We start from the raw sequence: 14,840 nt of genomic DNA, 5'->3' as shown, positions 1-14,840 counted from the left end.
AAAAAATAAATTTTATTGTTGTATTTTTAACTTTAATTAAAATGAGCAAGCCTGTGTTTTTAAGTCTAATTTAATACTGGAACCCTTCACTCCTAGCGGTATGACACAATTAGAAGAATAGGAGAACAAATTGCTATGAGACAAAGGCTAGACGGAATTGAAGCGTTTTCGGAAATCAGAGATTTGAAAATTGAAAATCAACGTATATTAAAAAATTTATTTGGTAGACAGGAGAAGGGCGAATAATGAGCGATCGCCACAGTTATACTAATAATGCTGCAAATCTTAATGTCTACATCCAAGGTCAAGGATTCCCCATTTTAGCCCTACACGGTCATCCTGGTTCTGGTCGTAGTCTTTCTGTGTTCACCAATCATTTATCAAAACACTACAAAACTTTTGCACCAGATTTACGTGGATACGGCAAAAGTCGCTGGAATGGTAAATTTGATATGAACGATCATTTGACCGACTTAGAAGTGTTGCTAGATCGGTTTGAAATTGAAAAATGCTTAGTATTGGGATGGTCGCTTGGCGGTATTCTGGCAATGGAACTGGCACTACGTTTGCCAAAGCGCATTACGGGTCTGATTTTGGTAGCGACAGCCGCAAAACCTCGTGGTAGCCATCCTCCCATCACTTGGCAAGATAATTTATATACTGGCGTTGCAGGCCTACTGAATTATATAAAACCGAGTTGGCAATGGAATATTGAAACTTTTGGCAAGCGATCGCTTTTTCGCTATTTAATTCAACAACATACATCCACTAGTTACAGCTATATTGCCACCGAAGCGGTGCCTGCATATTTACAAACTTCTCCTGCTGCTACTCGCGCTCTTTATAGTGCAATTCAAGCAGGGTATGACAGACTTTTAGACTTGTCACAAATTCAATGTCCTAGTTTAGTACTTGCTGGCGTTGAAGACCGTCACATCACAGTTGATTCCAGCTTAGAAACAGCTCGACACCTCAACAATTGCCAATGGAAATGCTACCCCAATACTGCCCACCTTTTCCCGTGGGAAGTTCCCCAACTCGTACTGAGTGATATTGACCGTTGGCTGGAAGAACATCCCCAGGTAAGAGGACGCGGCGACGCTCTGACGCGGTGAGGAAGTCGGAGTTTTCTGTGCGAGACGCTGCGCGTTCGCGAAGCGTTCCGCAGGAAAGGCAGTTTCCATCGAGTCCGTTAGCGTTAGCGGTAGCGTCACTTGCTCCCCCCGTTCGCTGAAAGCGTTCCCGTTCGCGCAGCGTCTCCGTTAGGAGAAGGGTAGGGTGACGCGGCGAAAGAAGAAGATGCGAAGATGCACAAATATAGGGACATGGTAAAAGAATTCTCCGTGTCCTCCCATCCCCGTGTCCCCGTGTCCTCTTCCTTCTCTTGCCTAAATTAAATTTGACCGCCAAAGGCAGGCTGTACTTTGCGGTCAAATCTTTCCCCCAAGTCTTCAGCGATTGTTAAAGTGTTGGGTTTGCAGCGTTTGACATTCACAACAATTCCCTGCGCTCCTTCAGTCTCCAAATCTTCTATGTATCCAACGCTGGCCGATTTTGCCTCAGAATAATTTAGAAATGGGCCAAAGTAGTATGTGCAGCGGGGATTTTGCGTTGCAATTTCTACCCACCAAGCCAAGCCGAGGTAGTTGAACGTGTTAATCAACCCTTCCTTGAGGTTATGCCAAATGGTTTTCATGGTTTTCGCTGATTTGTAAACGTGCTACAGGGTGTTAAGGGATATGTTACTTTATTATCATTTACATTTCTTTATACTCTTTTACTGCTATTTTTTCAAAGAGATTTTTTGTAATTTCTCTAAATGCAACGTATTTAGCGATCGCTGGCGATAAATTTCATAGAGTGCCATCCCGGCTGCTACCGAGGCATTGAGGCTAGGTGTCTTACCTTGTAAGGGGATTGATACTAAGACATCGCAGGAACGTTGAGTTAGCATACTCAGACCTTCACCTTCAGAGCCAATTACCAAAGCGATGGGGCCGCTGAAATTGACTGTGTGTAAGGGTTCGCTACCGGTGGCAGCAGTGCCGTAAATCCAAAATCCAGCTGTTTTTAATTCTTCTAAGGCGCGGCTGAGGTTAACAACTCTGGCTACAGAGAAGTTTTCTAAAGCACCTGCCGCAACTTTGACAACAGTGGAAGTGATCCCAGAAGCTCTTCTTTGGGGTATAACTAATCCTTGAGCGCCAATTGCCTCAGCAGTGCGAATAATTGCCCCCAAGTTGTGGGGATCGGTAATTCCATCAGCCACAACAATTACGGGATCGGTGACAGATTTTGCTTTTTCAATGAGATCGGGCAATTCAATATAAGTGTAAGGAGAAATTTGAGCCGCTACACCTTGATGATTAGAATGATTGGTAATTTGGTCTAAACGCTTGGGTTCAACTTCGTCAATCACCGTGCCATTTTCTTTGGCTTGCAAAAGCAAAGGGTGAAAGTTGGGATCGTAGCGCAGACGGCTAGTAATCCAGATGCGGTTGAGACCGCGCTGACTTTGCAACGCACTCAATACTGGATGACGGCCGTAGATTAAATCGCTCTCTTCTGTTGTTTTTGCAGGTAGAGACGGATGGGAGAAGTTGCTATTTTGTGGACGGGAATTAGCGGAAATCGGGTTGATATCTATTTTCTTTCTGGGATTGCGAATTGGATTGGTAATAACACGCTTTCCCTGAAGTTTTACGGGTTGCCCCCGATTTGGTTCGCTAGAAGTCTTGATTTTTCTTGGTTTATTTGACATCTTAGTTTTAGGATATAGCGTATGGTGGGCATCCCGGTCGCCTCAACAATTTACCAGACCTACTCTACTGTTTTGATAATTGTGAAATTTAAGTTTCACTATTTCTCTAGATGGAGTATCTCCAACAGTTCGGTTAGGCGCTGGTAATCAGTGAGATATAGGTAGCCAATTAAGGTTTCTAGACTAGTAGCCTGTTGATATATTTCGGGATCGAGTCGCTTAGGGCGTCCTGTAGCAGCGTTTCGACCGCGGCGGACAATTTCTAATTCGGTGTCCCTCAGATGAGGAGTCAGCGATCGCAAATGTAGCGCTTGTGTTTCCGCTCTTACCTGTGCCACTACCAGACTATGGTAAGTGTTTGCCCGCTGTAGTGGCAGTAGATAGAACATTCTAACATAAAGTTCATAGATTGCATCCCCCAAATAAGCTAAAGCAGAGGGAGAAATTTCTTGTACTTGTGAAAAAGAAATCTGTTGGGATAAAGGCACTGTGGTTAACAACAGTGCTTGAGTCCAAGATAAACTCTGTTTTGCAGCTTCATCTTGTCCATTTAATAACCCTTCTTCCTTTGACTTCACAAATAAATCATTCCTTGACTAGCTCAATTGTGCAGGCATTCTTCGCAAAGAGTGATTTTTCTGAAGTATGCCATCATAGTATACCTAGCATAATCAACACTATCAGAAATACTTACTAAATTTTATCTTTTTGATTAAAACTTGGCATTTTAGATTACCCTGATTTCAACATCTGCCAAGGTAATTTTGCGTACTTATTGCGGTCTGGATTTACTTATCATGAGAGAAAATTTCGATCTAGTAGCTCGCGTTGAAGTTGGCTAAATTGCTATGTTTACTAAGTAGGGACTTAATCTCTAATTATACAGTATCGAGTCAAGTTTATATCCAGATTAATCGGTTTCCTTTTATGTCTTGATTTCTCTGGTTTTGATTTTTATCGAATATCCTAGCGAACAGTCATATCTCTAAGAGAATACTCGAAAAGTTTTTGATGATACGCAAAGAACTTAGAGAATCTGTCTAAATCTCCCTCTTTTAGGTAGAGTTTGAAGTTTATTTACCTACTTTTCAATGGGTGTTAAGGAGGATCGAGCTAAACATTTATACTTGACAAACGTCTTCTGAAAATTGACGTGCTAATTTTAAACTTTAGATTTTAGATTAAAAACTACTTTAGTAGTCTTGCAAACAAGCAAACTATATGCACTGCCCTTAGTAAGGTCAACAAATCCAAAATCTAATAATTGTTTGGGTCTTGATATCTTTAGCTTGGTTAGTTTTAAATATAATAACTCAACTGGCTGAGCGCCTCTCCCACAAGGAGAGAGGTTTTGCCAGAAGTTTTAAAAATTCAGCTATCCGATCTTGAATCTGAATAGCCAAGTTAATCTCAAGAGGTCGAGCAATCAAGACTGCTTGACGTTTTCTAGAGCCGCTTCAACTGTTTGTTGCAGGGAGAGAAACTTCTCTAAGCGAACAAGCTTGACGGTTTGAGTGACGCGAGCATTCGTGACAATTTGCAAAGTGCCATTAGCGTTTTGAGCCTTCTTGGCTGCTTGCACCAAAGCACCCAAGCCAGAGCTATCAATAAAGTCGATTTGTGAGAGATCCAAAATAATATGCTTAGGACCTTCATCAATCTTGCCCTCAAGTACCTTGCGAAATGTCGGCTCAGAAAAGGCATCTAACAAACCTGTGAGGCGGAATAGCTGACAGTTATCCCGGACTTCACGAGTGCCCCTCAGGCTCACGGTTAGATTCAGTGGCTCAGCAATAATTCCCTCCTCATAAGTTAAAGTGAACGCTCAAGTATAGATGGTTTTTGAGCGTGTTGTCTACAATCTACTGGAGCATTGGGGATTGGGGTATGGGGCAAGCAGGAAGTGTGGGAGGGGTGGGAGGTGTGGGAGGTGTGGGAGGATGGGGAAGAAATCTTTCCCCCCACACTCCCCACACTCCCCACACTTCCCTATCCCCTCATCTCCCCTGCCTCCCCTGCTCCTCTGCTCCCCATCTCCCCAGTCCCCATTCCCTAGTTCCCATCACCTTGACGTGCTGTTCGCATGGCTTGAACAAATTGCTCAAACAAGTAATCAGCATCGTGAGGGCCAGGACTAGCCTCTGGGTGATATTGTACAGAGAATACAGGTAGGGATTTGTGACGTACCCCGGCAACGGTGCGATCGTTTAAATTCAGGTGGCTAACTTCCACAACTGTTGCGGGTAGAGAATCTGGATCGATCGCAAAACTATGGTTTTGGCTGGTAATTTCTACCCTTTGTTGTAGGCCGGCAGGCTGATTCAAACCGCGGTGACCAAATTTGAGTTTATAGGTTTCTGCTCCCAGGGCATGACCCAAAATTTGATGTCCCATACAAATCCCAAAGATGGGTTTTTGACTCGTCAGTAGCGCTTTGGCAGTTGCAATTCCTTCGGTGACGGCAGCAGGATCGCCAGGGCCATTAGAAAGAAACACACCATCAGGATTGTAGTTGAGAATTTCCTCTGGTGGCGTATCGGCAGGTACAACAATCACCCGACAACCATAACTTGCTAGGCGGCGCAAAATATTGCGTTTGATGCCAAAGTCAAGGGCAACAACCGTAAAGGGTTGCTCAATATTGTTGGTAGTTTCTGGGTTGAATTCCCAAGCCGGAATTGTGGGATCTGACCATTCATAAGTTTTTGGCGTAGTCACTTCCCGAACCAGATTCAATCCTGTCATGTTCGGAGCTGCCTGCACCTGCTCTAGCAATTCTGCTTCATCCAGAATGGCTGTGGAAATGCCGCCGTTCATGGCTCCGAAGATGCGGATTTTGCGGGTGAGGGCGCGGGTGTCGATGCCATAAATAGCTGGTATTTGATGCTGTTTGAGGTAGTCAGGTAAGGATTGGGTCGATCGCCAGTTACTTGGTCGATTACAAATGTTACGGGCGATCGCACCCCGCACTTGCGGGCGTTCTGATTCCTCATCTTCAGCGTTGATACCAGTATTCCCCAATTCTGGATAAGTAAAAATCACAATCTGACCGCAGTAACTAGGGTCGGTCAGTACTTCTTGATAGCCCGTCATACCAGTGTTGAATACCACCTCTCCGATCGCGGTTCCCGTAGCACCAAAAGACCAACCGCGATAAGTGGTTCCATCTGCCAAGACAAGTAAAGCTGGTATTGCGTCAGACAAGGACATAGATTGGGGAGTGGGGAGTGGGGAGTGGGGATTGGGGATTGGGTACTGGGTACTAAAGAAAATTTTTCTCTAGTCTCTAGTTCTTAATTCCTATTCCTACTCTCGAAGACTGCAATCTTTGATTGTGCCACAAGTTGAGCAATTAAAAGTTTTCAGGTTGTTAATTAAAAATTAAAATTGCCTATTGCCTTTTACTTAAAATCTTTAAAGAGTGGATTTGCATAAGCTTGGGCAGTTAATATTAATTATGCTTCCCACTTTTTTATCCCGCGCAACCCTAATTTTTGCATTCGGCGCTCTAGCGGTTTTGAGTGTTGCCTGTAGTGAAGACAAACGAAACACTACGACTACTGGCAACGAACAACCTGCGACAATTGGCGATTTGGCATCAGTACAGCCTGCCGCGACCGAACCAGCAACACCAGCGGCTACGCCTGAAGCACAGCCGCCACAGCCGTCTGAAACCGAACCTAGTGTTTTTGAATTGGCGTTAGATAAAGCTGTCAGTGCTTGGAGTATCAGCCAATCTGCTCAATCTCCAGATGATTGGAATTTGGTGGCGAGTCAATACCAAGATGCGATCGCTCTGATGCAAAAAGTAGAGCGACAAACCCCAGAGTTTGCCTTCGCTCAATCCAAAATCACAGAATATCAGCGGCAAATCAATTATGCCAAGCAAAAAGCAGCTCCTCGCCCTGTGCCAATTAGGGAACCTCAAAAAATAGTAGTTGTGGTTCCCCAAGCAGCTACTACACCAAGGTTCACCTCGCCTCTATCGATTCCGGTACAAAAACAGTTATCACCACCAGAAACAGAAACAGCTTCGTCAGCAGTGGTGATTCCAGAGCAACCAGTGTTTACAGCCCCAATTAAAAGGCGAGCTGGTGGTACGCCAATTGTGGAAGTTACTTTCAATGGGCAGCGAAAGTTTGAAATGATTGTAGATACAGGAGCCAGTGGCACTGTGATCACCCAAGACATGGCAGATTCTTTAGGAATAGTGCCAGTGGGGAGAGCTAAGGCAAACACCGCCAGTTCTAGAGCTGTAGAATTTCCTGTGGGTTATGTTGAGTCAATGGCACTTGGCGGCGTGACAGTGAATCGAGTGCCTGTGGCGATCGCTGGTACGGAACTCGAAACCGGACTTTTAGGACATGACTTTTTTGGCAATTACGATGTCACAATCAAGCGTAATGTGGTAGAGTTTCGCCCGCAATTGCGATCGCAAATCAATTCCCCAGAAATTGAACTAACTGCTCCAACTTCGTCCAAGCCGTCCCAGTTTGCAGGATATCCTTAGCGATTTTAATACCTTGGGCATGATCAAGGAAAGGTACAGCCCCCGCAACTTGCAGCGCCAACGAAGCATTTAAAGCGACTGCATCCTGTTGCGCTTGAGTTCCCTTACCTTGGAGTACAGCTTTCAAAATCGCCGCATTCTCTTGCACATCCCCGCCCCGAAGCATACCTATGGGGGCAGGCGTGACATTCAAATCTAAAGGATTAATGGTAGTTAACTGCACTTCTCCCTCAGAAAACGCCGCCAAGTCAGTTAAATCTCCTAACCCAGCCTCATCAAGTTTTTCTCGTCCGTGTAACACAATCGCTTTTTCCTTGCCCAAATTTTGTAAAGCTTGGGCAACCGTCGCTAAAAGTTTCGGTGTGAATAACCCCACTACTTGCCCAGTTGGATGCAAGGGATTTACCAAGGGCCCTAATAAATTAAACACTGTTCGCACCCTGAGAGTCCGGCGTAATGAGGCGACTGCTTTGAGTGCCGGATGCCAACCAGGGGCAAACAAGAAAGTTATCCCTACTTCCCGTAAAGCAGCTTGCACTTTTTCACTAGGGGCACTCAAATTTACACCCAAGGCTTCTAACACATCGGCGCTGCCGGTGAGGCTTGAGGCTGAACGATTGCCGTGTTTGGCGACCGGTACGCCATAAGCGGCGGCAACAAAAGCAACCGCTGTCGAAATATTAAAAGTTGACGAACCATCTCCACCAGTGCCGCAGGTGTCAATAAGGGGTTGGGAGTGTGGGAGGGGTGGGGCGGTGGGGTGGTGGGGTGAAATTCTCTCCCCATCTTCCCATCTCCCCATCTCCCCATCTCCCTTATCCCCAGTCCCCGACTTTGATTGCGATTGTAATACTTCAGCCATACCGGTTAACTCGTCAGCAGAAACGCCTTTAAAGTTAAGTGCTGTTAAAATTGCTCCCGATAACTCTGGAGGAACGGCTTCACTAAGCCAACCTTGCATTAATTCAGCAGCTTGAGTACGCGACAATGATTGGCCATCTATTAATTGTTGCAGCAGAACATAATAGGATTCTTGTGTAGGGGTTGGGGAAGTAGTCATAGCTAAGGTTTGTGTCTGTTGTAGGGTGTAGCTACGTTGCAGGGCATGGGAGCTATCCTACCGGAAAATTGGCTTTCATCAAAGTTCAATTCAAAGATCGAGGCTTAACTCCAAACCCGCATTCATAAGATTCTGATTTTGTAATTTTTTCTTTAAATCAAGTTGAAGTTTGTAATTAGTAATAAACAACTCTTTTCCCTTTGCTGCACCACTCTGCTTATAGTTATTCATGCCATATTGCAATTGCCACTCTGAAATATTACCCCATTGAAAATTTTCTCGAATTTGTGGAGAATCGTCGTAAGTGATTAGCCACGGATGATGACATTGTTGCAACAGTTCGGCAAATCTTTGATGTTGAAATGAGGTGTGCAAGTTACCATCTTTTCCATATAGTTTTGATTTAGTAGCACTAAAATATGGCGGATCTAAAAACAAAAATACTTGTTTGCCTTCTTTTTCTAATAAATAACTATAATCTAAATTAGTAATTGTTACATTTTTTGCCAAAATATGTTCTAATTTTTCTAGCCTTTCTATTGAAGAATCAGTAAAACGTTTATGAAAAGCTTCTTGGGAAAAACCGCCTGATTCTACAGTGCCAGAAAAGGTAATTCTATTGAGGACGAAAAAGCGAACTGCTCTTTCAAAATCAGATAAATTATTGACATCTACGCTAGTCAATTCTGCAAAGAGTAATTTACCATCCGTGTGTTTGACTTTAATATGCCGAATCTCTTTAACTAACTGAGTTATATCAGCTTGGGCAAATTTCCAGAATAAGAAGAGTTCGCGGTTTAAATCGTTAATCCAAATCTTGAGGTCGGGAAATTTTTGTTTTAAATAGATAAATACGGAACCACCACCCACAAAAGGCTCTCGAAATTCAGAAAAATTTTCTGGTAAGTATTCAAATATTTGATTTATTGCTTTTGACTTACCACCGGGATATCGTAGAGGACTTTTGAGCATAGCCTAAAATTATATAGTAATTTGCTTGTTATTTTTAACTTATCTATATAAATAGTGAGTGGAAAATCAGGCTTTTTTAGTTGTAGGAGGTTTTTTGAGTCAATCAAATAGGAATCCTAATAAGCTCTAAAATTTTTAATATTAACTTCTAACTAACGTTCATTCTTATGACTCGTTCTGCACCTTATCAACCTTTGTTATTGCGAATTCTTCATGGCGGGAGTGGAATTTTAGTTATCGCAGCAATTATTACTGGATTTCTAGTTTACAACACTTACGATCGCCGTTTTGGCAGCATACCATTTCCTCAATTTCCAGATATTCAAGGCATTCACGGGACTTTTGCGTTATGCTTCTTGCTTGTTCTACCTGCTTTTGCCCTCTATAGCTTTCATGCTGGACAAAAGCGCCTTGTTCAATCTGATTCTTTACAGCAATTGAGCCAAGTTGGCAAGCCGATTTGGTGGGTTAGCTTGCAACGTTTGGCAAACACTCTCATGCTCATCGCTGCTATTTTGGCTGTGAACTCCGGGAGAATGATGAAGGAAGAGTGGCTGCCTAGAGGAGAGTTGTATCATATTTGGTACTCTCTTCACCTTAGTGCTTGGGTTGTTATGGTTTGCTGTGTGGCAATTCATGTTTTGATGTCTACTAAGGTGGGTGGTGCGCCGTTGTTACTCTCGATGTTGTCCTGGAAGTTTCGACCAGAAGATAGTCCTGGAAAATGGTCTAGCCGTTTCCGTGGTTGGTTGAGTAGGTCAGCTAACTTTGGTGCGCTGTTAAGTAATTTTATGCAAAATAACTTTTACCTCAGAATTATTGAGGTGATTGTGTTGGGTGGAATTCTGACAGCCTTTGTCTTGCCTGTATTTTTCCCTGGCGGTGAGTCTTAAGTAATTCTTTATTGAGGCGTAACTTGCTGCCGTAGGCATCGCCACCGTAGTACAAAAAACTACGTAACCGTAATATTACTAGGTGATTGATTTTTTTAGTTTATGTTGCAATTTCGTAAAAATCTGATACATTACTTTACATAAGCTTAAAACCGTTACAATATAGAAGCTCGGAGTGTTAATTATGTCAGACGCTAACAAGACTGTGCCTTCGGTTTCGGAAGATCCTAACGCTTTACGCTGGGGCTTTACTCCTCAGAGTGAAAACTGGAATGGTCGTTTGGCGATGATTGGTTTTTTAGCTGCCATTCTCATTGAAGCGTTTTCCGGTCAAGGGATTTTACATTTCTGGGGCATTTTATAATTAGTCAATAGTCATTAGTTATTTGTCCTTTGTAAATACGGATGACTAATGACTATTGCCAGTATCTAACGTGACGAGCGGAATATTACACGGCCTGGTGATTCTTCGTGGTTGATTCGCGCATAAACCCGCAGACAAGTTAACACTTCGCCAGGAGTACCGCCAAAATCTAGCTGTAAGTCATCTTTGGATGAAGTGCAGATATCTGCGTAAAGTCCAGATAATTGGCGAATCCGCACTTCATGACCCGCATTAATAGCTTTATCAGCGATTTTCTTGAGGATGCGGCGTGATTCGTTTTGTAGTTTACCCCACCAGGAATAACGTTCCGCTGGTGGTACAAACACCAAGGAGTGTATTGCTTCATCCATGTCAATCCACGCACGCAAAATAGACAGGGGATCGGCACTTTCTTCGGCTTTTTGGGTGCGTTGACAGCGATCGCTCAAAGCATTAATATATTGACTCTGTTGTTCTGCTTTAGAATTTAGCGAGATGATATCAAAGCTACAAACACTCTTTAAAGCATGATATAAGTTTGGTTCTATTTCAATAAATTTCGTATATAAAAGTAAGAATCCTGTTGATAAATCGGATTCATTATTTTGCAAATTTTGATAATTTAAAAATGCTTTTTGAGATAAACTTAAGCCTTGGGTTTGAACGCTACCGCTAAGTCCAGGGTAGATAATTTCATCGCGGATAAAAGGAAGTTCATAGAGATTAGAATTGTCGGCGATCGCGCCAATTTCTTGAGCCATATCTAAAGTACGCTGTCGCCAAGATGCAGCTAAATCTTCTGGTATTCGCAACAGCTTGCATTGAATCTCATTCCATAAATCTGGGTCAGTTTGGCTTTGCAATTGGGAATTACCCAAATAATAATTAAGTTCTAAATCAGAATTAAAAGCTTCTCTTAAACGATCGAGTTTTAATGTATTTTGGGAAGGTATAACATCTTCCCAACCAATATGTGGGTGTAAAGGTGTAGGTGCAGGTTGCAATAAGTTATGAAGTTCTTGCAGCAACTCATCGCATAACTTAACTCCTGGATCTTGCGGAAATTCTGCACGAGCCTGATTTAAAGTAGTTTCAAGTCCGTAAAGAGTAAACCGTAATAATTGGGCTAATTGTGAGTTTTGTAGTTCTAATAATTGACGGAAATGGTGCATTAATATTACCTTTTTTATCTCACGCAGAGGCGCAGAGGCGCGGAGAGAAAGAGCTTTTTTCTATCTCACACCTAAGACGTAAGATACTAAAAAACTCTGCGTCTCTGCGTCTGGAGCGCGAATAAATTCTAATGTATACCGCAAAATGGATCGCGTTCCTTATCAACTTCATTAGGCTGTAATTCTAATTCAGTCAGATAAACGCATCCTTCTTCTTTAAGACATTCTTCATTTGTTGATGTCCAATAAGGTACTTCACCTGCGTGCATCCGTAAAATACCTTGGTTATCGAGAGTCACACGATATTGACAAGGATAATCTGTTGTGATGTCTGGTTTACTGAGTGCGCCAATTCTGATCCATTTTTTTGTTTGGGTTTCGGCGTCTGTTTGATAAACATAGAAAGTGTGCTGGCCTGTTTTCGGGAAGGGAGGTAAGGGATTACTAATTAATCCGATTCCTGGTTGTGTGACGCCATCACGCAAGTAATGAAATTCGTGGAAGGAGCGATCGTTATTTCCAACTTCAAATACTAAATGATAGGCATCTGCTCGATCCACAGTTGCAGATTCAATGACATTGACGGCAATATCACCGTTATTTAAGTCTTTATTGGGGCGCTCTACAGCGATATTCCACTTCAATTTACCATCAGCAAATAACACTGAACTGTCTGAAAATACTTCTCTTAAATCAATGCCGGGAACATCAATTAAGTAATGGGGATTTCCCTGACAAAGCAACACCTTAAATTCGAGAGTTTGGTCGATTTCAAACTGAATTTTGACTTTTTTCAGGAACTCTGATTCTTCTATCCGTAATTTATTCATCAGGTTTTTGCCATCGAAGCTACCCCAAAGTCGTAAATCTCCTTCTTCGTAATCTTGGCGGTAGATGATATTAGTTAATTGTATCCCTTGCCAAGGAGTACGAACTTTGGCGACAGTTTCCCAAGATGCTAGTTGATAAAGTTCTTGACCGGCTTTAAATATAGTTAATAAATCGTTGCTTTGGGTTTTACGTTTGAAGTTGCAAGGCAAATAATAAAATAGATTTTTGACATCAATTTCTAGCTGGTTGGCTCCCTTACGTAGCAAAGTTTTTGATTCTTCTGGATCGAATCTCAACCTGCGTAATTTTTCGGCATAGCAAGCACCGGCGGAGGTCGCTAATTTAGTAAATTCCAAGACAAAAGTAATGCGTTCTGGATTCCAAACAAAATAGGGCGAATTACTAAATTCTTGATAAATTTGCCGCTGTACTAAGTCGAGATTACAGGTTTTTCCAGACAGAATTAACCAATCCACTTTTTGAGAATTCCAAGAATCTTTGGTAAGATCGTCGGGACGCAAACGGCTTTCCATCAATCCTTTGGCAATGCCGATCGCTTCTTTAATTCCTGAAACGGCGGCTCGTTCAAATTGATGATTGTCTAAGATGACGCAGATGTTATTTGGGTCTTTTACTTGCAATTTAACGGTACTTTGGTTTAGGAGTTCAGAAATTTCTTGTTCCGAAAGTGTGAATGTTAATAATGAATCATCAGTGGGTGGTTTTTGCCCAAGTTTGAGTTTAGCTGCTTCTGCATAATCCCACAGAAGATAAAATGTTTGTAGGCGTTGCGGTGCTTGCTGCCAACGGGTAGGTAATACTTTTTCGGCAGTATCGAGAGCATCTTTATAAGCAACATCACCTTCTGGATTTTCTTTATCCAGACATTTCAAAAGACTGCCAGTTTTAAATTTACCTTGTTCTAAGAATCGCTCGTTTAACTCAGAATTAATTAAATCTTCTAGCTTTTCGCTTTCGATGTCACCTGTGGTAACTGCTGTTAATAAAAAGTCAGCGATCGCCACTTTCAAAAGTCGAAAAATTCGCAGTGTAATTAACTCACCACCTAACTGTAAATGTCCAGATGAACCTAATAGTTTAGGAGTCAGTTTATAATAACGTCCTCCCAAACCTCTGTCTTCATAATCACCAAAAGCTGGCGTTTTATCTGACAAAGTTAACTCAATCAAAGCTAAATCTGTGGTTCCGCCGCCGATATCCAAAACGAGAACATTTTGCGACCATTTATTTCCAGTTTGGCGACAACGAGTTTTAAATGATTCGATACCAATATTTAAATTACCGCCGAATTCTCGCCACAAAAAGAATATCGCCACAGATACAGCTTCATCATAAGCAGTTTGGACATCATCAATGGCTAATTGTTCAACTAATTCTTTAACTTCCTTGCGAACAATCGGTGGGGCAACTGTTGGATAGGTGACAACTGCTGTTAACAAATCCCCTTCAGAAAATCTCCGTCGCGCCCTTTGGCGGTAATCTTCAGTTAACTTTATTAAATGCGCCCAAGCAGATTGAATTAGTTCTTTGGCAGTAATTATTTCTTCCTTTCCATCCAAAATAACTGAAAACGATCGCTCTTGACCAAAATAGCGTTTTGGTGAATGATAAAACCTGCTAATAATTTCTTTTAAAGTACTACTTGTACCTTGGGCGATCGCTTTTTTTCTATTATCTCTAGCTTCTCTACCCATCCGCAGTTGTAATTCGCCTAAATGGGAAATTTCCGACTCGCTAGGAATTTCTGTTTCACGGCGATCTATATCCAACACAACTGGGATGAGATTTTGCGATTCTAAAGTCGGAACGCGGAAAACTTCATGATAGATTTGATAGAGTTTTTTGCTGACAGCGCGACGGAATCTTTCGCTATTTCCTAAACAAAGTTCAATTTGACGAATCGCTTCTAAAAATCGTTCTTTGTTATCAGTTTCAAAAACTTCACTTAACTTTCTTGGTTCTATTTCCAGGTTTTTGCTAATTTCAATAATAAACTTTTCCCAATCCTCATCACTGACATCTGGCAAAGCTATAGAAGCGGGAGAACTCAACCATTGTGATAAGCGATCGCGCAATCGAATTTCTTGTTCTTTCGGTAAAATTTCCGCGATGGGTACTTCAATGGGATCGAAAAGTGTAACTGTGGAATTCGACGTACCAAAATCTAACGCAAACCATCCCGGAAATCTTTTTTGTTGTTTCTCGCTTGGTTGTTTAGCAGTATAATCGTTCAATTCAAAAGGGTTCATTCTAGTA

General features: G+C 42.2%; 13 protein-coding genes. 4 read left to right on the top strand and 9 right to left on the bottom strand.

Annotation, left to right across the window (positions count from 1 at the left end):
* The first annotated feature begins 245 nt into the window (after positions 1-245).
* Complete coding sequence (locus NSTC745_RS15015) at positions 246-1,115, top strand: alpha/beta fold hydrolase (protein ID WP_445637847.1); 870 nt, start codon at positions 246-248, stop codon at positions 1,113-1,115.
* 278 nt (positions 1,116-1,393) lie between these two features.
* Here NSTC745_RS15015 and NSTC745_RS15010 read toward each other — a convergent pair whose 3' ends face one another.
* From NSTC745_RS15010 to carA, 5 genes are all read right to left on the bottom strand, one after another.
* On the bottom strand, positions 1,394-1,696 hold the full coding sequence (locus NSTC745_RS15010; protein WP_445637846.1) for a DUF1816 domain-containing protein: 303 nt from the start codon (positions 1,694-1,696) through the stop codon (positions 1,394-1,396).
* Positions 1,697-1,783: 87 nt separating this feature from the next.
* Positions 1,784-2,761 carry a 23S rRNA (guanosine(2251)-2'-O)-methyltransferase RlmB gene (gene rlmB / locus NSTC745_RS15005; RefSeq protein ID WP_445637845.1) on the bottom strand — a complete coding sequence of 326 codons (978 nt, stop codon included), beginning with the start codon at positions 2,759-2,761 and terminating at the stop codon, positions 1,784-1,786.
* Positions 2,762-2,859: 98 nt separating this feature from the next.
* On the bottom strand, positions 2,860-3,339 hold the full coding sequence (locus NSTC745_RS15000) for a Mini-ribonuclease 3 (protein ID WP_445637844.1): 480 nt from the start codon (positions 3,337-3,339) through the stop codon (positions 2,860-2,862).
* A gap of 848 nt (positions 3,340-4,187) precedes the next feature.
* Positions 4,188-4,532, bottom strand: coding sequence for an STAS domain-containing protein (locus NSTC745_RS14995; RefSeq protein ID WP_445637843.1), 345 nt, complete (start codon positions 4,530-4,532; stop codon positions 4,188-4,190).
* Between the two features lie 281 nt (positions 4,533-4,813).
* Positions 4,814-5,971, bottom strand: a complete 1,158-nt coding sequence (carA, locus tag NSTC745_RS14990; protein WP_445637842.1) for a glutamine-hydrolyzing carbamoyl-phosphate synthase small subunit — start codon at positions 5,969-5,971, stop codon at positions 4,814-4,816.
* 247 nt (positions 5,972-6,218) lie between these two features.
* On the opposite strand from carA, the gene NSTC745_RS14985 reads away from it, so the two are divergent.
* The gene (locus tag NSTC745_RS14985) at positions 6,219-7,271 is read left to right on the top strand and encodes a retropepsin-like aspartic protease family protein (RefSeq protein WP_445637841.1); all 1,053 of its coding nucleotides are present in this window, start codon (positions 6,219-6,221) and stop codon (positions 7,269-7,271) included.
* Here NSTC745_RS14985 and trpD read toward each other — a convergent pair.
* Together trpD and NSTC745_RS14975 are read right to left on the bottom strand one after the other, a co-directional pair.
* Positions 7,201-8,331 (bottom strand): anthranilate phosphoribosyltransferase, encoded by a 1,131-nt coding sequence (gene trpD, locus NSTC745_RS14980; RefSeq protein ID WP_445637840.1) that lies wholly within the window; start codon positions 8,329-8,331, stop codon positions 7,201-7,203. The two genes, NSTC745_RS14985 and trpD, sit on opposite strands and share 71 nt — an antisense overlap.
* Positions 8,332-8,421: 90 nt before the next feature.
* Positions 8,422-9,303, bottom strand: coding sequence for a DNA adenine methylase (locus tag NSTC745_RS14975; protein WP_445637839.1), 882 nt, complete (start codon positions 9,301-9,303; stop codon positions 8,422-8,424).
* A gap of 167 nt (positions 9,304-9,470) precedes the next feature.
* On the opposite strand from NSTC745_RS14975, the gene NSTC745_RS14970 reads away from it, so the two are divergent.
* Positions 9,471-10,196, top strand: a complete 726-nt coding sequence (locus NSTC745_RS14970) for a cytochrome b/b6 domain-containing protein (RefSeq protein WP_445637838.1) — start codon at positions 9,471-9,473, stop codon at positions 10,194-10,196.
* Positions 10,197-10,380: 184 nt separating this feature from the next.
* On the top strand, positions 10,381-10,560 hold the full coding sequence (locus NSTC745_RS14965; protein WP_445637837.1) for a high light inducible protein: 180 nt from the start codon (positions 10,381-10,383) through the stop codon (positions 10,558-10,560).
* A gap of 65 nt (positions 10,561-10,625) precedes the next feature.
* Here NSTC745_RS14965 and NSTC745_RS14960 read toward each other — a convergent pair whose 3' ends face one another.
* Positions 10,626-11,732 (bottom strand): hypothetical protein, encoded by a 1,107-nt coding sequence (locus NSTC745_RS14960; protein ID WP_445637836.1) that lies wholly within the window; start codon positions 11,730-11,732, stop codon positions 10,626-10,628.
* A gap of 128 nt (positions 11,733-11,860) precedes the next feature.
* Entirely contained in the window at positions 11,861-14,833 is a 2,973-nt protein-coding gene (locus NSTC745_RS14955) for a molecular chaperone (protein ID WP_445637835.1), read from the bottom strand.
* Between the last annotated feature and the right edge of the window lie 7 nt (positions 14,834-14,840).

The sequence above is a fragment of the Nostoc sp. DSM 114161 genome, from assembly GCF_052692665.1.
Note: the sequence above shows the minus strand (reverse complement) of the source record. Positions and strands in the feature narration are given on the sequence as shown.